Annotated in this window: 15 protein-coding genes; 3 read left to right on the forward strand and 12 right to left on the reverse strand. The window is 74.2% G+C overall.

Features of this window, described 5'->3' with window-relative positions:
* Positions 1-75: 75 nt before the first annotated feature.
* The gene (locus tag GA0115242_RS26920; protein WP_256089761.1) at positions 76-1,563 is read right to left on the reverse strand and encodes an MFS transporter; all 1,488 of its coding nucleotides are present in this window, start codon (positions 1,561-1,563) and stop codon (positions 76-78) included.
* A gap of 109 nt (positions 1,564-1,672) precedes the next feature.
* Between GA0115242_RS26920 and GA0115242_RS26925 the strand changes: the two genes are divergently transcribed.
* Entirely contained in the window at positions 1,673-2,356 is a 684-nt protein-coding gene (locus GA0115242_RS26925) for a TetR/AcrR family transcriptional regulator (RefSeq protein ID WP_093832887.1), read from the forward strand.
* An 18-nt stretch (positions 2,357-2,374) separates the two neighbouring features.
* Here GA0115242_RS26925 and GA0115242_RS26930 read toward each other — a convergent pair whose 3' ends face one another.
* The 10 genes from GA0115242_RS26930 to GA0115242_RS26975 form a co-directional block, all read right to left on the reverse strand.
* Positions 2,375-3,025 (reverse strand): 3-oxoacid CoA-transferase subunit B, encoded by a 651-nt coding sequence (locus GA0115242_RS26930; RefSeq protein ID WP_093832889.1) that lies wholly within the window; start codon positions 3,023-3,025, stop codon positions 2,375-2,377.
* Positions 3,025-3,777 (reverse strand): CoA transferase subunit A, encoded by a 753-nt coding sequence (locus GA0115242_RS26935; RefSeq protein WP_093832891.1) that lies wholly within the window; start codon positions 3,775-3,777, stop codon positions 3,025-3,027. Before GA0115242_RS26935 ends, GA0115242_RS26930 begins: the two co-directional genes overlap by 1 nt.
* Positions 3,774-4,979 carry a fumarylacetoacetase gene (fahA, locus tag GA0115242_RS26940; protein WP_093832893.1) on the reverse strand — a complete coding sequence of 402 codons (1,206 nt, stop codon included), beginning with the start codon at positions 4,977-4,979 and terminating at the stop codon, positions 3,774-3,776. Before fahA ends, GA0115242_RS26935 begins: the two co-directional genes overlap by 4 nt.
* Positions 4,976-5,842, reverse strand: coding sequence for a hypothetical protein (locus GA0115242_RS26945; protein WP_256089762.1), 867 nt, complete (start codon positions 5,840-5,842; stop codon positions 4,976-4,978). The genes fahA and GA0115242_RS26945 overlap by 4 nt, the downstream gene beginning before the upstream one ends.
* Complete coding sequence (locus GA0115242_RS26950) at positions 5,839-7,041, reverse strand: homogentisate 1,2-dioxygenase (protein WP_093832895.1); 1,203 nt, start codon at positions 7,039-7,041, stop codon at positions 5,839-5,841. The genes GA0115242_RS26945 and GA0115242_RS26950 overlap by 4 nt, the downstream gene beginning before the upstream one ends.
* 90 nt (positions 7,042-7,131) lie before the next feature.
* Positions 7,132-8,481 carry an MFS transporter gene (locus GA0115242_RS26955; protein ID WP_093832897.1) on the reverse strand — a complete coding sequence of 450 codons (1,350 nt, stop codon included), beginning with the start codon at positions 8,479-8,481 and terminating at the stop codon, positions 7,132-7,134.
* Positions 8,482-8,523: 42 nt separating this feature from the next.
* Positions 8,524-9,942, reverse strand: coding sequence for an FAD-dependent oxidoreductase (locus GA0115242_RS26960; protein ID WP_093832899.1), 1,419 nt, complete (start codon positions 9,940-9,942; stop codon positions 8,524-8,526).
* Positions 9,942-10,748 carry an SDR family NAD(P)-dependent oxidoreductase gene (locus tag GA0115242_RS26965; RefSeq protein ID WP_093832901.1) on the reverse strand — a complete coding sequence of 269 codons (807 nt, stop codon included), beginning with the start codon at positions 10,746-10,748 and terminating at the stop codon, positions 9,942-9,944. The genes GA0115242_RS26960 and GA0115242_RS26965 overlap by 1 nt, the downstream gene beginning before the upstream one ends.
* On the reverse strand, positions 10,741-11,580 hold the full coding sequence (locus GA0115242_RS26970) for an SDR family NAD(P)-dependent oxidoreductase (protein WP_093832903.1): 840 nt from the start codon (positions 11,578-11,580) through the stop codon (positions 10,741-10,743). The genes GA0115242_RS26965 and GA0115242_RS26970 overlap by 8 nt, the downstream gene beginning before the upstream one ends.
* A 49-nt stretch (positions 11,581-11,629) precedes the next feature.
* Positions 11,630-12,085, reverse strand: a complete 456-nt coding sequence (locus GA0115242_RS26975; protein ID WP_093832905.1) for a nuclear transport factor 2 family protein — start codon at positions 12,083-12,085, stop codon at positions 11,630-11,632.
* 216 nt (positions 12,086-12,301) lie between these two features.
* Here GA0115242_RS26975 and GA0115242_RS26980 point away from each other — a divergent pair, with 216 nt between their 5' ends.
* The gene (locus GA0115242_RS26980) at positions 12,302-12,964 is read left to right on the forward strand and encodes an IclR family transcriptional regulator (protein ID WP_093832907.1); all 663 of its coding nucleotides are present in this window, start codon (positions 12,302-12,304) and stop codon (positions 12,962-12,964) included.
* Positions 12,965-13,215: 251 nt separating this feature from the next.
* Complete coding sequence (locus GA0115242_RS26985; RefSeq protein ID WP_093832909.1) at positions 13,216-13,875, forward strand: double zinc ribbon domain-containing protein; 660 nt, start codon at positions 13,216-13,218, stop codon at positions 13,873-13,875.
* Positions 13,876-13,907: 32 nt separating this feature from the next.
* Here the strand turns inward: GA0115242_RS26985 and GA0115242_RS26990 are convergent, their stop codons facing one another.
* On the reverse strand, positions 13,908-15,242 hold the full coding sequence (locus GA0115242_RS26990) for an NAD-dependent succinate-semialdehyde dehydrogenase (protein WP_093832911.1): 1,335 nt from the start codon (positions 15,240-15,242) through the stop codon (positions 13,908-13,910).
* Between the last annotated feature and the right edge of the window lie 7 nt (positions 15,243-15,249).

Genomic DNA, 15,249 nt, shown 5'->3' on the forward strand with positions numbered 1-15,249 from the left:
CGGCCCCCTCGTCACCGGGGGGGGACCGCGCGGCCGGGCCCTTCGTCACGCACCGTCCGCGGTCGCGGCGCGCCGTCACGCCCGCGCGGACTGCTCCTCCGGCAGGTCGCCGGGGGCCGCGTCGGGGGCCGCGGGCCGTCCCGGCGCGAACACCGCGGAGACCACCGCGGCGACGGCGCAGAACGCGGCGGTGACCAGGAACGCCCGGTCGTAGCCGTCGACCAGGAGCCTGGTCGCCGCCTCCGGCGAGGACGGGGTGCCGTGCAGCGCGGCCACCGTGGTGAGGACCGCCAGGCCCAGGCTGCCGCCGATCTGCCGGGCCGCGTTGATGAGGCCGCTGATCAGTCCGGCCTCGTCGCGGGCGGCGCCGGTGGTGGCGAGGGAGGTGTTGGCGACCATGCACAGGCCGACGCCGGTGGACGCCACCAGGGACGGCAGCAGGAAGCCGTCGAGGAAGGTCGAGTCGGCGTGCATCCGGCCGAACAGGAGCATGCCGAGCCCGCCGAGGGCCAGTCCCGCGGTGAGCACGACCCGGGTGCCGAAGCGGGCCGTGAGGCGGCCGGAGAGCATCGAGCCGACGACGGTGCCGAAGCAGAACGGCAGGAAGGCGGCGCCCGCCCGCAGCGGCGAGTAGTGCAGCACGTTCTGCAGGAACAGCGAGGCGAAGTAGAACCCGGCGACCGTGGCCGCGCCGATGAACAGCACGACCAGGTTCGCGACCCAGACCGGGCGGGCGCGGAACACGCCGAAGCGGACCAGGGGGTGGGCCGCGCGCAGCTCCCAGGCGGCGAAGGCGGCGCCGGTGACCGCGGCGACCGCGAAGGACACCAGCGCCCCGGTGGTGCCCCAGCCGTGCTCGCCCGCCCGGATCAGCCCGTTGACCAGGGCGGTGACGGCGACGGTCGCCAGCAGCGCGCCGGGCAGGTCGAGGCGGCGGGCGCGGGTGGCGCGGCCGTCGTGGACGGCGATCCAGGCGAGGACGAGGCCCACCGCCACGATGGGCACGTTCACGAACAGCACCCAGCGCCAGGACAGCCAGTCGGTCAGCACCCCGCCGAGCAGCACACCGAGCGCGCTGCCCGCGGCGGCGACCATCGCCCAGATGCCCACGGCCCGTGACCTGCCGCGACCCTCGGGGAAGGTCACCATGATCACGGCCAGGCTGAGCGGCGCCAGCAGCGCCCCGGCGAGTCCCTGGCCCGCGCGGGCCGCGACGAGCTGGCCCGGGGTCTGCGCGAAGCCACCGACGACCGAGGTGACGCCGAAGACCACGAGCCCGAGCATCATCGCGACCCGGTGTCCGACGAGGTCGGCGAAGCGTCCGCCGAGCAGGAGCAGGCCGCCGAAGACGAGCGTGTAGGCGTTGACGACCCAGGAGAGTCCGCCGGGGGCGAAGCCGAGGTCGGCGGCGATCGAGGGCAGCGCGACGTTCACGACGCTCACGTCGAGCACCACCATCACCTGGGCGACGCAGGCCGCGGCGAGGACCAGGCCGGCGTGCCGTCCCGGCGGGGTGGGGTCGGGTCCTGGGCCGCGCACGGCCGTCGGCTGTGTCTCGTTCACGGCGTGGTTCTCCTGTCGTTCGCGCGCACACGGGTCGGTGCGACGCGAACAATGTACGCGTAAGGCTTACCTAACTTCTACTCCGTTCCTTCGATGGGAAAATGAGTGCATGAGCGACCCCGCGCAGACCGCCACGCCCGAGCCGTCCCGGCAGTCGCGGGGGGTGCGCAGGACCCAGCCGCGACCGGGCCTGACCCCCGGCGCGATCACCCGCGCGGGCCGCCTGCTGATCGAACGCGAGGGACTGGACGCGCTCACCATGCGGGCCGTCGCCGCCGAACTGGGCACCGCGGCCACCTCGCTCTACCGCCATGTCGCCGACCGGGACGCGCTGCTGCTGGCGATCCTGGAGGAGATCGCGGCCGGGCTGCCGGTCGAGGTGCCGGGCGCCACGCCCCGGGAGCGGCTGCGCCACCGGCTGACCACCGCGCACGACTACATGGCCGCGCACATCTGGGTGCTGCACATCCTGATCCGGGGCGAGCTGGTCGCCCGCAACGCGCTGCCGTTCAGCGACGCCTGCCTGGCCGACTTCCTCGCGGCGGGCCTCGGCGAGCGGCAGGCGTCGCTCGCCTACCGGGCCTGCTGGCACCTCACCACCGGGGAGCTGCTCAACGAGCATCCGCTGACCCCGCCGCGCGAGCCGAACCAGCGCCAACTGGCCATGGCGTCCTTCGATCCGGCCGCGCTGCCCGCGCTGGCCAGGGTGCGCGGTCTCCCGCGGGAGGGCGCCGACACCTACCGGACCGCGCTCGACGCCCTGCTGACGGCCTTCCTGCCGGACGGGGCGTGACGCCCCGCCGGGCCGGGGTCAGCCCCGCGGGTCCCCGGCCGCCCCGCACAGCCGGGCACCGGTCGCCGCGCGCACCCGGTCGAGGGTGACGCCGGGGGCGAGTTCCGCGACGGCGATCCCGTCCGGGGTGACGTCGAAGACGCCGAGGTCGGTGATGATCCGGTGCACGCAGCCCTGTCCGGTGAGCGGCAGGGCGCACTCCCGGACGATCTTCGGGCTGCCGTCCCGCGCGGTGTGCTCCATCAGCACCAGGACGCGGCGGGCGCCGTGCACCAGGTCCATGGCACCGCCCATCCCCTTGATCATCTTTCCGGGCACCGTCCAGTTGGCGAGGTCGCCGCGCTCGGAGACCTCCAGGCCGCCGAGGATCGCGGTGTCGATGTGGCCGCCGCGGATCATGCCGAAGGAGAGCGCGGAGTCGAAGAACGCGGCGCCCGGCGCGACGGTCACGGTCTCCTTGCCCGCGTTGATCAGGTCCGGGTCCACCTCGTGGCCGCGCGGGTAGGGGCCGACGCCCAGGACGCCGTTCTCGGAGTGCAGGACGACGTCCACGCCGGGCGGCAGATGGCTGGGGACCAGGGTCGGCAGGCCGATGCCGAGGTTGACGTAGGAGCCGTCGGTCAGTTCGGCGGCGGCCCGTGCGGCCATCGCGTCGCGGTTCCAGGGCATCAGTCGCGCACCGTCGCCTTCTCGATGGACTTGTCGGCGGCCTCGGCGGGGGTGAGCGCCACCACCCGCTGGACGAAGACGCCGGGCAGGTGGATCTCGTCGGGGTCCAGGTCGCCGGGGGCGACCAGCTCCTCCACCTCGGCCACCGTCACGGCGCCCGCCATGGCGGCGAGCGGGTTGAAGTTGCGGGCCGAGCGGTGGAAGACGAGGTTGCCCGCGCTGTCTCCCCTGGCCGCCCTGACCAGCGCGAAGTCGGTGGTGATGGCGGGCTCCAGGAGGTAGGTGCGGCCGCCGAAGTCGCGGCGCTCCTTGGGCGGTGAGGCGACCGCGACGGTGCCGTCGGGGCCGTGGCGCCAGGGCAGTCCGCCGTCCGCTATCTGGGTGCCGACACCGGCCGGGGTGTAGAAGGCGGGGATGCCGCAGCCGCCCGCGCGCAGCCGTTCGGCGAGGGTGCCCTGCGGGATCAGTTCGACCTCCAGCTCACCGGCCAGGTACTGGCGGGCGAACTCCTTGTTCTCACCGACGTAGGAGGCGGTCACCCGGCTGATCCTGCGGTCGGCGAGCAGCACCCCGAGGCCGTGGCCGTCGGTGCCGCAGTTGTTGGAGACGACCGCGAGACCGGTCGCGCTGCCCCGGTGCAGGGCGCGGATCAGCGCGGTCGGGATGCCGCAGAGGCCGAAGCCGCCGACGGCGAGGGTCGCCGCGTCGGGGATGTCGGCGACGGCGCTCGCCGCGTCGGTCACCTTGTTCACCGGGCCTCCCCGGCCGCCGTGACCCGTCCGGTGACCTCGCCGAACCCGATGCGGGTGACGCCGGGCCCCGGCGCGGTCGCGGTGATCGTCACCTCGTCGCCGTCCTCCAGGAAGGTGCGGGTGGTGCCGTCGGGGAGGGTGAGGGGCTGCGCGCCGTTCCAGGACAGCTCCATCAGGGAGCCGCGCTGGCCGGGTTCGGGGCCGCTGACGGTGCCGGAGGCGTAGAAGTCGCCGGGGCGCAGCGAGGCGCCGTTGACGGTGAGGTGGGCGAGCATCTGGGCCGGGGTCCAGTACATGGCGGTGAACGGCGGGCGGGCCACGAGGTGTCCGTTGAGGCGGACCTCCAGGCTGAGGTCGAGCCCCCAGTCGGCGCCGTCGCGCAGGTACTCCTGGAGCGGCTCGGTGCGGGTGGGCGGGGGTGTGCGGGCGGCGGAGAGCGCGTCCAGCGGGACGATCCACGGGGAGACGGAGGTGGCGAAGGACTTGGCGAGGAAGGGGCCGAGCGGCACGTACTCCCAGGCCTGGAGGTCGCGGGCGCTCCAGTCGTTGACGAGGCAGACGCCGAAGACGTGGTCGGCGAAGTCGTCGACGCCCACGGAGGTGCCGAGCGGGGTGCCGGTGCCGACGACGAAGCCGACCTCGGCCTCGATGTCGAGCTTGCGGCTGGGTCCGACGGTGGGCGCGCCGGTGCCGGGGGGCCTGGTCTGGCCGCGCGGGCGGGTGATGTCGGTGCCGGAGACGACGAGGGTCCCGGCCCGGCCGTGGTATCCGATGGGCAGGTGCTTCCACTGCGGGGTGAGGGGTTCCTGCCCGGGGCGCAGCATGCGGCCAATGTTGGCCGCGTGGTGCTCGGAGGCGTAGAAGTCGACGTAGTCGGCGGCCTCGAAGGGCAGCAGGAGGCGGACGTCGGCGCGGCGGTGCAGGGCGGGCGCGGCCTCGGCGCGGCAGGCGGGGTCGGTGAGCAGGTCGAGGAGGTCGGCGCGGACCCGCTGCCAGCGGGACCGGCCCTGGGCGAGGAAGGCGTTGAGGGAGGGCCGGGCGAAGGTGTCGTCGCCGAGCGCGCGGGCCAGGTCGAGGACGTGGTCGCCGACGGCGACGCCGACCCTGGGGGGTCCTCCGGCGGGCGCGAACACCCCGTAGGGCAGGTTGGCGAGGGGGAAGGGCGAGCCGTCGGGTATCGGGACCCAGCTGTCGGGGGTCATCGGGTGCGGTCCTTTCGGGCGGGATCGAGGACGGTGGCGGCCTCGGTCACCGGGGTGGCGGTGGAGCAGGAGCCGTAGGAGACGAACAGGGCGCGGACGGCGCGGCCGTCGGGCAGCGCGCCGATCCGGTCGGCGAGCGCGCCGGGTTGCGTGGTCTCCAGGTCGGCGCGGACGGCGTCCGGGTCGGGGCGGTCCAGGGCGGTCGCGGTGGCGAGGAGCAGGTTGAGGTAGCCGTGGTGGGTGAAGCCGGTGGCCGGGTCGTGGTGGCGGACCGCGCGGTGCAGTCCCGCGGTGGCCTTGAAGGGGACCCCGGCGCGGGCGCAGGCGGTGAGGAAGCGGGCGGTGGTGCCGGGGTCGGGGAAGAGGTCGGCGCGGACGCCGCCGCAGCGCAGCTTGGCGCCGGTGACCCGGGCGCCGGTGCGGGGCAGGGCGGCGAGCAGGTCGTCCGCGCCGGCGGGGGTGGCGGGTTCGAGGAAGACGGGGACGTCGGTGGCGCGCAGCGCGTCGAGGACGGCCCGCACGGCGTCGGCGGCGCCGGTGCCGAACAGCCGGACGGGGGCCTCGGCCAGGGCGAGGGTGAGCCGTGGGTCGTCGGCGATCACGGCGGCGGCGTCGCGCAGGCGGGCCGCGGGGTCGTCGGCCGGGGCGCCGTCGGCGATCAGTCCGACGGAGATCCGGTCCCCCGGCCGCAGTTCGGCCCGTACCGCGGCGAGCCGGCTCACCGGGACGAGGAGCCGGTGGCTGTGCATCGGGTGGCCCGCGGCCAGGTCGGCACGGTGGCGGCGGACGGCGTCGGCGGGTGGGAGCGCGGTGGGCGGGAAGAGTCCCGCGTCGTCGACGAGGCGTTCCAGGAGGGCGTTCACGCGGCGGGCCCGCGTCCGGCCCAGGTCCAGGCGTAGCCGGGGTCCTCCGCGGCGAGGGCGCCCTCGCCGAGGGCGAGCGGGCGGAACGTGTCGACCATGACGGCGAGTTCGTCGAAGTGGTCGGCGCCGATGCTGCGTTCGTAGGCGCCGGGCTGCGGTCCGTGGGCGTGGCCGCCGGGGTGGAGGGAGACGGAGCCCTGGCCGATGCCGGAGCCCTTGCGGGCCTCGTAGTCGCCGCCGCTGTAGAACATCACCTCGTCGCTGTCGACGTTGGAATGGTAATAGGGCACGGGGACGGCGAGGGGGTGGTAGTCGACCTTGCGGGGGACGAAGTTGCAGACCACGAAGTTCTCGGCCTCGAAGACCTGGTGGACGGGCGGCGGTTGGTGGACGCGTCCGGTGAGGGGTTCGAAGTCGTGGACGCTGAAGGTGTACGGGTAGAGGCAGCCGTCCCAGCCGACCACGTCGAAGGGGTGGGTGGCCTGCGTGAAGACGGTGCCGAGGATGCCGCCGTCCGGGCCGCGGTGCTTGACCAGCACGTCGACGTCCTCGCCGGTGGCGAGCAGGGGTTCGGTGGGGCCGTGCAGGTCGCGTTCGCAGAACGGCGCGTGTTCGAGGAGCTGGCCGTTGCGGGAGAGGTAGCGGCGGGCGGGCCCGATGTGGGAGTTGGCCTCGACGCAGTACAGGCGCAGCGGCAGGTCGCCGTCGGGGAGCCAGCGGTGGGTGGTGGCGCGCGGGAGGACGACGTAGTCGCCCGCGCGGACGGTGAGGGCGCCGAACACGGTCTCCACGCGGGCGGTGCCGCTCTCCACGTAGACGCACTCGTCGCCGAGGCCGTTGCGGTAGTACGGGGAGGGGGCGCCGGTGACGGCGTAGGAGATGCGGACGTCGGCGTTGCCGAGCAGCAGGCGGCGGCCGGTGACGGCGTCGGTGGTGCGCCAGTCGTCGTCGCCCCACAGGCTGTGCAGCGCCAAGTGCCGTGGTTTCAGCGGGTGGTTGGCGATGAGTCCCTGGCCGGGCACCTCCCAGGGGCGGGCGTCGGTGATCGCCGAGGGGATCTCCCGGTGGTAGAGGAGGGAGGAGTCGCTGGAGAAGCCCTCCTCCCCCATCAGCTCCTCGTAGCGCAGGCGGCCTCCGGCGTCGCGGTGCTGGGTGTGGCGCTTGGGCGGGACGTCGCCGACGCTCAGGTAGTGCGGCATGGTGGTTCCTCGGGTGGGTGCGGGGCCGGAGCGGGCCCGGCGGTCGGGGCGGCCGGGCCCGGGTGCGTCCGGTGCGGTGGCGCGGGTGCGTCAGACGGGGGTCTCGGCGGTGGCGCGGGGCTGGTCGCCGCTGTCGCGCTCGTCCCGGGGCGCCTTGAGGAAGGCGAGCATGACGGCGCACACGACGAGGCAGCCGATCGGGAAGTAGAGGCCGACGGTGACGTCGTCGGCGGTGGCGTTCTTGCCGATGACGTAGGGGCTGACGAATCCGCCGAGGGCGGCGATGGAGTTGATCCCGGCGAGGCCGACGGCGGTCTGCTCACGGGGCAGGACGCGGGCGGCGAGGGCCCAGTAGGGGGCCATGTAGCCGAGGACGCCGACGGCGACCAGGCTGAGGCAGACGAGGGCCGGGACGGGGCTGTGCCGGAAGGCGATGGTGCCCGCCAGGCCGAGGGCGCCGAGCAGCATCAGGCCGATGACGTGCAGACGGCGTTCGCCGGTGCGGTCGGAGTTGCGGGCGATCAGCAGCATGCCGACCGCGCCGACCAGGAAGGGGATGGCGCCGAGCAGGCCGATGTTGGTGGCCGAGTAGGACGGGTCGAGCTGCTGGACGATCTTCGGCAGGAAGAAGGAGAAGCCGTAGAGGCCGCAGGCGGCGAAGAAGTTGGCGAAGGCCAGGTAGAGGACCTTGCGGTTCTTCAGGGCCTGGAGCTGGTCGCGGACGGTCTCCTTGGCGGGGCCGCGCCCGGTGTACTCCTTGTCGATCTCCGCCTGGAGCCAGGCGCGTTCGTCGGGCGCGAGGAAGCGGGCGTCGGCGGGCCGGTCGGGCAGCCAGAGCAGGGTGGCGATGCCGATCAGGACGGCCGGGGCGCCCTGGAGGATGAACACCCAGCGCCAGCTGCTGAGGTCGAGCCAGTGGGCGTGGTCGAGGATCCAGCCGCCGGTCATGCTGCCGAGGATCATGGCGACGGGCTGGGCGAGCGCGAGCATGGCGATGGCCCGGCCGCGTTCCCGGCCGCGGTACCAGAACGTCAGGTAGAGCAGCAGTCCGGGGAAGAGTCCGGCCTCGGCGATGCCGAGCGCGATCCGGGCCACGTAGAGGTGGCCGACGCTGCTGACGAAGCCGGTGACGACGGTCACCAGGCCCCAGCTGATGGCGATGCGGGCCAGCCAGAGCCGGGCTCCGACCTTCTTCAGCATCATGTTGCTGGGGATCTCCAGGACCACGTAGGCCAGGAAGAAGATCGAGGCGACGGCGCCGAAGGTGGCGGTGGTGATGCCCAGGTCGTCCCGCATGCCGAGTTCGGCGTAGCTGATGTTCGACCTGTCCATGTAGTTGAACACGTAGAGCAGGCCGACGATCGGGAAGATCCGCAGCGTGACTTTTCTGATCGTTCTCGTGCCGGGGTCACTGCCCTCGACGGTGAGGTTCGTTCCCATGACGGCTCCTGATGAGGGGAAGGGTTCGGGGTCGGGGCGGGGTCAGGCGGTGGCGGCGGCGAGGCCCGCGAGGCGGCCCATGGTGAGGGCGTTGGCGACGGCGTTGCCGCCGCCGACGTAGCGCGGGCCGAGGACTCCGCCGCCCGCCTCGCCCGCCGCGAAGAGTCCGGGCACCGGGGTTCCGGTGCGGTCGAGGACGGCGGCGCGGTGGTCGATCTCCAGGCCGGTGTGGGTGCAGACGAGTTCGGCGGGCAGCACCCGGACCGCGTAGAAGGGGACGGCGGCGATGGGGTCGGGGCGCGGGTCGGCGCTCTTGGCCGCCAGGGAGTGCTCGCGCAGGAAGTCGGGGTCGGCCCCGGTGGCGGGCAGGCCCGCGTTCCAGCGGGTGACGGTGGCGGTGAGGGCGGCGGCGGGGACACCGATCCGCTCGGCGAGCGCGGGCAGGTCGGCGGCGCGGGCGACCCGTCCGGCCGCCGCCTCCTCCTCGACGCGGGCCGGGGTCCAGTCGGCGTAGCCGGTGGGCAGCCCGAGGCGTGCCTTCTCGTCGAAGACCGCCCAGACGGGTCCGCCCTGGGCGCGGATGATGCCGCCGGAGACGGCGTAGGAGGCGTCCTCGTCCATGAAGCGGCGCCCGGCCGGGTTGACGTGCACCCGGGCGGCGGGCGGGAACCCGGCCTGCCAGTGGTGGTGGCGCTGGAGGGTGGCGGTGGGCAGCAGCAGGCCCCAGCCGTCGCCGGTGAGGGCGCCGCCGGTCTGTTCGGCGAAGGCGAGGTGGTCGCCCCGGCTGCCGGGGGCGGCGACGACGAAGAGGGCGTCGCCCGCGTCGAGGGCCTCCGGGTAGTGGCGGCCCAGCAGGCCGGGGTGGTGGGCGAAGCCGCCGCTGGCGACGACGACGGCGCGGGCGCGCACCTCGACGCCGTCGGCGACGACGCCGGTGACCCGGCCCTCCTCGTGCAGCAGCCGCTCGACGCGTGTGCCGAGGACGGCCTCGATCTTGTGGGAGCGGCGGGCCCGGTCGAGGACCTGGACGAGGCCGTAGCCCTGGTCGCGGGGGACGTGGCCGCGCCACACGTCCTCGACGCCCGCGCGGGAGAGCCCGGGGGTGTGGGCGTCGCCGGAGCGGACGGCGGGCACGTCGAGGCCGAGGCCGATCATCCATTCGAGGGTCGGTCCCGCGGCGGCGCAGAAGGCACGGATCAGACCGGGCTTGAGCTGCCACTGGTTGAGGTCCATGTAGTGCTGGAAGTGGCGTTCGGCGCTGTCCTCGACGCCGAGGGCGCGCTGCACGCTGGTCCCGGCGGCGGTGATGAGCCCCGCGGAGAGCTGGGTCGAGCCGCCGAGTTCGCGCTCGGACTCGAACAGCAGGACGCGGGCGCCCTGTTCGGCGGCGCTGACGGCGGCGGCGAGCCCGGCTCCGCCGCCGCCCACCACGAGGACGTCGAGGTCGTCGAGGTCGGTCATCACAGGGCTCCTTCGGCGTCGTCGAGGATGCGGTGGTAGAGCCCGTTGGAGACCAGGCCGCCGTCGAGGGTGACCTCGCTGCCGGTCATGTAGGCGCTGCGGTCGGAGAGCAGGAAGAGGACGGCGTCGGTGATCTCGGCGGGTTCGGCGGGGCGTCCGGCGGGGATGCTGCGGGTCGCGCCGGCGACGAAGGCGTCGGACCCGGCGAGCAGTCCGGTCGCCACCAGGCCGGGGTGGAGGGAGTTGACGCGGATGTTCCAGGGGGCGAGTTCTCCGGCGGCGGACTTCGACAGGCCGGTCAGGCCCCACTTGCTCGCGGAGTAGGAGGGCGAGAAGTAGCCGATCTGGCCGGAGATCGAGGAGATGTTGACGATCGCCCCGCCGCCGCTGTCGCGCATCAGCGGCGCGCTCGCCCTGATGCCGAGGAAGGCGCCGGTGAGGTTGATCCGCAGGACCCGGTCCCAGACCTCCTCGGTGGTGTCCATGAAGCGCAGCCGCCGGGAGATCCCGGCGTTGTTGACGAGCCCGTCGAGGCGCCCGCAGGTCCGCCGGACGGCGTCGGTGACGGTGTGCCAGGCCGCGGAGTCGGTGACGTCGAGGCGGTGGGCGGTGGCCCGGCCCCCGGCGTCGGTGATCTCCCGGACGACGGGCGCGCAGTCCGCGACGTCGGCGAGGTGGACGTGGCTGCCGCGGCGGGCCAGCGCGCGGGCGTGCTCGGCGCCCATGCCGGCGGCGGCCCCGGTGACCAGCACGACCGCGGGGTAGCGGACCGGTTCGGGGTAGGCGGGGCGCTCGGGCTCAGACATGGCGGGAGCCGCCGTCCACGGCCACGCTGTGCCCGGTGACGTAGCGGGCGCTGTCGGAGAGCAGGAACAGCAGGACGCCGAGGACCTCCTGCGGGGAGCCGAGGCGGTGCAGGGGCACGCTGTCCAGGGCGTGCGCGAGGGCGGCCGGGTCGTCCTGGACCCAGCGGGTCATCTCGGTGTCGATGTAGCCGGGGGCGATGGCGTTGACGCGCAGGCCGAGGTCGCCGAACTCGACGGCGAGGGACTCGGTGAGGTGCGCGACGGACGCCTTGGAGGCGCAGTAGGCGGCGCGGCCCTTGCGGACCCGGACAGCGGAGACGGACGACATGTTGACGATGGCGCCGCCGGGCCGCAGGTGCCGGGAGGCGGTCTGCGCGCCGAACAGCACGCCCTGGACGTTGACCCGCAGCACGGCGTCGATCTGCTCGGCGGAGATGTCCTGGGCGGTGGCGTACGGGAAGATCCCGGCGTTGTTGACCCAGTGGTCGAGGCGGCCGAACTCGGCGGCGGCGAGCGCGGCGAGTTCCTCGTGCCCCGCCGGGTCGGTGACGTCGACGGCGGCGGGCACCACCCGGCCGCGCCTGCCGCCCTCCGGGAGGGTGGCGGTGTCGGCGTTGATCGTCTCGGCGGTGCGTTTCATGGCGTCGAGGTCGATGTCGGCGGCGATCACGTCGACGCCGCGCAGGGCGAGGCCCTCGCTGAAGGCGGCGCCCATGCCGCGCGCGGCGCCGGTGACGACGGCCGCGGTCCCGGCGAGTTCGGGGTAGTGCGCGGCGGGGCGGCGGTGGTCGACCTTGCCGGGGCCTGCGGCGGGCGTGGCGGGGCTGCTCATGGAGGGGTTCCTTCGTCGTCGGAGGGGGACCGCGGGCGGGCGGCGGGGTTCAGTGGGCGCGGGCGGGCGCGGGGGTGTCGTCGCGCCGGACGCGGCGGGCGGCGATCCGCCAGGTGCCGGCGTCCTCGACCACCCGGTCGGTGAGGGTGGTGAACCGCTCGGTGCGGGGGGTGCCGCCGTGCGGGGTGGCGATGATCTGGAGGTAGCCGAGGACGCGCAGGGTGTGCGGTCCCTCGCGCTCCACCACGAGGTTGGTGAGGACGTGCCGCCGGACCACGCCGTCGGCCGCCGCGGTGGCCGTGAACCGGTGCGCGAAGGCGGTCAGCGCCTCGGTGCCGGTGACGGGCTCCGGGTAGCTGGGCGAGTCGAAGGTGGCGTCGGCGGTGAAGGTGGCGGCCCACTCGGCGGCGTGTCCGCCGTCGATGAGATGGCTCTGCCGGTTGTAGAGCTGGTGGACGCGGGTCAGCAGGGCGCTGTCGGGTTCGGCGGGTGCGCGCGGTTCCATGCGGCGACGTTCCTTCGGCTCGGCCTCCCCGGGTCGGTCGCTGTCCCGAGCGGTCGGGGCGGGGAGGTTGTCCAGGCACTGCGCTGTGTGCGATAATCGCACTAGCAGTGCGAATAATGTGAGCGTAAGCAGGCTGACTGAAAGTCGTCAAGGGATGGCCGCGTGAACCCCACCTCCGCTACCTGGTCACCACCCGGGATCGTCCTCGACCCGGGGATGTCCAAGACCCTCCACCACGGGCTGCTGATCCTGCGGCTGCTGTCGGAGCACCCGGGCGGCCTCACCGTCGCGGACATCGCCGAGCGCGTCGGGGTGCACCGGACGGTCGCGCACCGCCTGGTGCGGACCCTGGAGGCGCACCAGCTCTGCCGCCGCGACCACCGGCGCCGGATCGTCCTGGGCACCGGCCTGGTGACCCTGGCCGAGCCGGTGGAGCAGGACCTGCGGACCCTCGCCAGGCCCCTGCTGGACGAACTCGCCGAGGCGACCCGGGCCACCGCCCACCTGATGGTCCGCGAGGGCACCCGGGACATGCGGGCGCTGATGGTGGTCGAGCCGCGCGGCGCCCGGGTCCACGTGTCGTTCAGGCCCGGCAGGACCCACCCGATCGAACAGGGCTCGGGGGGCCTCGCGCTGCTGGCCGACGGGCCGCACCGCCAGGGCGAGCGCCCGGAGGTCACGGCGGCGCGGGCCGCGGGGTACGCGGTCACCATGGGCGAGGTGATCCCGGCCGTGATCGGCGTCTCGGCGGCCGTCCCGAACCAGGGCGGCGACGCCACCACCAGCGTCGGCGTCTCGGTCTTCGAGCCGGACGGGATCGATGAGCTGGGCCGCACCGTGGCCGCCGCGGCGGCCCGGCTCGGGGAGCTGCTGGGCTGACCCGGCGCCGTCCGCGCGCCCCAACTGACCTGCCGCTGGCCGGAAGTGCACGCTCCGCCGCGCCACCGCACGCCCCCCACCGGCGTGTTCCGATTCCCGGACACCCTCTGGCCGGATCGGCGTATGGCGATAAACTGCGCCCGCGCGGTCCGATCCGCGCCTCATTCGTCCAGCCACACGGGAACCCGGCGCAGCGGTACGGCGTCCCTGTGGCTGTACATGGCACGGATATCTCTTGGGGGGCGGTCGCCGTGAGCACCGAGATCTACTTCAGCAACAACCACCGGGACCTCTGCGTCGAGCACGGCACCGGCGCCGGCTTCCAGTTCGAGTTCTCGTGCTCGCGCTGCCACGACACCTGGCGCTCGCCGTTCGAGCCGTTCCGGGCGGGGCAGATGGCGGGCTGGCTCTCGCGCGGGGTGAACGCCGCCTGGTCCATCGTCGGCGGCGCGGGCCAGGGGGTGTCCAACGCGGCCGACGGGCTGGCCGGGGCCAACTACGGCTCGCAGCGCGACGCCGCCTTCACCCGGGCGATAGAGAACGCGGAGGGCCACTTCGACCGGTGCCCCCGCTGCACCGACTACGTCTGCGCCCGCTGCTGGAACGCCGCCCAAGGGCTCTGCCTGCACTGCTCGCCCGACACCGCGGCCGAGGCGCAGGCCGCCCAGCAGCGCGGCCTCAACGACATGGTGAGCCAGCGCTCCTACGACCTCGGCCAGCAGCGCGGCCAGGGCTACGACGTGAACACCCCGCGCCAGCTCGTCTGCCCGCAGTGCGCGGCGGAGACCAGGGGCGGCGCCTTCTGCCAGGACTGCGGCCACCGCCTCGCGCAGAGCGCGAGCTGCTCGGGGTGCCGCCAGGACGTCCCCGAGGGCGCCGCGTTCTGCCCGTCCTGCGGCACCCGCAGGTGACCCGGTCCCCGGGCCACCCGCCGGGGGAACCGTCAGCCGACCGTCCTGATCAGCTTCTTGTTGACGAACTCCTCGATGCCGGGGCGGCCGAGCTCCCGCCCGAACCCGGAGCGCTTGACGCCCCCGAAGGGCAGCTCGGCCCCCTCGGCGCCCACCCCGTTGACGAAGACCATCCCGGCCTCGATGCGGTGCGCGACCCGCTCCGCCTGCGCCGGGTCGGTGGTGAAGACGTAGGAACCGAGGCCGTACGGCGTGTCGTTGGCGATGCGGATCGCGTCGTCCTCGTCGGCGGCCGGGAACACCATGGCGACCGGGCCGAAGAGTTCCTGCCGGGCCGCGCTGTGCTCGGTGGTCAGACCGGTGAGGACACCGGCCGGGAAGTGCGCGCCCTCGCGGGTGCCCGTGCTGTGCAGGGTGGCGCCCTCGGCGACGGCCGCGTCGACCTGCCTGCCCAGGTTCTCGGCCGCCGCCACCGACGACAGCGGCGCCCCGGTCGCCTCCTCGATGAGCCGCGCGGTGAACCGTTCCACGAACGGCGCGTACAGCTCCTCGACGACGACGAAACGCTTGGCCGCGTTGCAGGCCTGCCCGGTGTTGTCGAGCCGGGCGGAGACCGCCGCCCCGACGACCGAGTCCAGGTCGTCGGTGGACAGCACCACGAACGGGTCGGAGCCGCCGAGTTCGAGGACCGCCTTCTTCAGGTGCCGTCCCGCGATCTCCGCGACGGCCGCCCCGGCCCGCTCCGAGCCGGTGAGCGAGACGCCCTGCACGCGCGGGTCGGCGATCACGTCGGCGATCTGCTCGTTGGTGGCGTACACGTTGACGTAGGCGCCCGCCGGGAAGCCCGCCTCCGCGAACAGCTTCTCCAGCAGGGCGGCGGAGCCCGGACACTGCGGGGCGTGCTTGAGGACGATGGTGTTGCCGAGCGCGAGGTTCGGCGCCGCGAACCGGGCGACCTGGTAGGCCGGGAAGTTCCACGGCATGATGCCGAGCAGCACGCCGACCGGGCTGCGGCGGATGACCGCGGTGCCGGGACCGGAGGTGACGTCCAGCGGCTCGTCGGCCAGGAACTCCTCGGCGTGGTCGGCGTAGTAGTGGTAGATGTCGGTGCAGAACCCGACCTCGCCCTCCGCCTCGGCCAGGGGCTTGCCCATCTCCCGCACGATGCTCGCGGCCAGTGCGTCGCGGTGCTCGGCGTGCAGGTCGCCGAGCCTGCGCAGCAGCGCGGCACGGTCGGCGACGGAGCTGGAGCGGCCCCAGGCGGTGGCCCGGTGGGCGGCGTCGACGGCCGCGCCGACCTCGGCGTCGGTGGCGGTCGGGTAGGTCTCGGCGACCTCGCCGGTGCGGGGGTCGGTGACGGCGTACATGGTGCCT

It is taken from the genome of Streptomyces sp. SolWspMP-5a-2 (assembly GCF_900091845.1).
Lineage (GTDB): Bacteria > Actinomycetota > Actinomycetes > Streptomycetales > Streptomycetaceae > Streptomyces > Streptomyces doudnae.

Bases quoted from the DNA above. Each gene is read 5' to 3' on its own strand.
- GA0115242_RS26925 (WP_093832887.1), top strand. From the start codon at position 1,673: ATGAGCGACCCCGCGCAGACCGCCACGCCCGAGCCGTCCCGGCAGTCG.
- GA0115242_RS26930 (WP_093832889.1), bottom strand. From the start codon at position 3,025: ATGCCCTGGAACCGCGACGCGATGGCCGCACGGGCCGCCGCCGAACTG.
- fahA (WP_093832893.1), bottom strand. From the start codon at position 4,979: ATGACCCCCGACAGCTGGGTCCCGATACCCGACGGCTCGCCCTTCCCC.
- GA0115242_RS26950 (WP_093832895.1), bottom strand. From the start codon at position 7,041: ATGCCGCACTACCTGAGCGTCGGCGACGTCCCGCCCAAGCGCCACACC.
- GA0115242_RS26955 (WP_093832897.1), bottom strand. From the start codon at position 8,481: ATGGGAACGAACCTCACCGTCGAGGGCAGTGACCCCGGCACGAGAACG.
- GA0115242_RS26960 (WP_093832899.1), bottom strand. From the start codon at position 9,942: ATGACCGACCTCGACGACCTCGACGTCCTCGTGGTGGGCGGCGGCGGA.
- GA0115242_RS26965 (WP_093832901.1), bottom strand. From the start codon at position 10,748: ATGTCTGAGCCCGAGCGCCCCGCCTACCCCGAACCGGTCCGCTACCCC.
- GA0115242_RS26970 (WP_093832903.1), bottom strand. From the start codon at position 11,580: ATGAGCAGCCCCGCCACGCCCGCCGCAGGCCCCGGCAAGGTCGACCAC.
- GA0115242_RS26975 (WP_093832905.1), bottom strand. From the start codon at position 12,085: ATGGAACCGCGCGCACCCGCCGAACCCGACAGCGCCCTGCTGACCCGC.
- GA0115242_RS26980 (WP_093832907.1), top strand. From the start codon at position 12,302: ATGTCCAAGACCCTCCACCACGGGCTGCTGATCCTGCGGCTGCTGTCG.
- GA0115242_RS26990 (WP_093832911.1), bottom strand. From the start codon at position 15,242: ATGTACGCCGTCACCGACCCCCGCACCGGCGAGGTCGCCGAGACCTAC.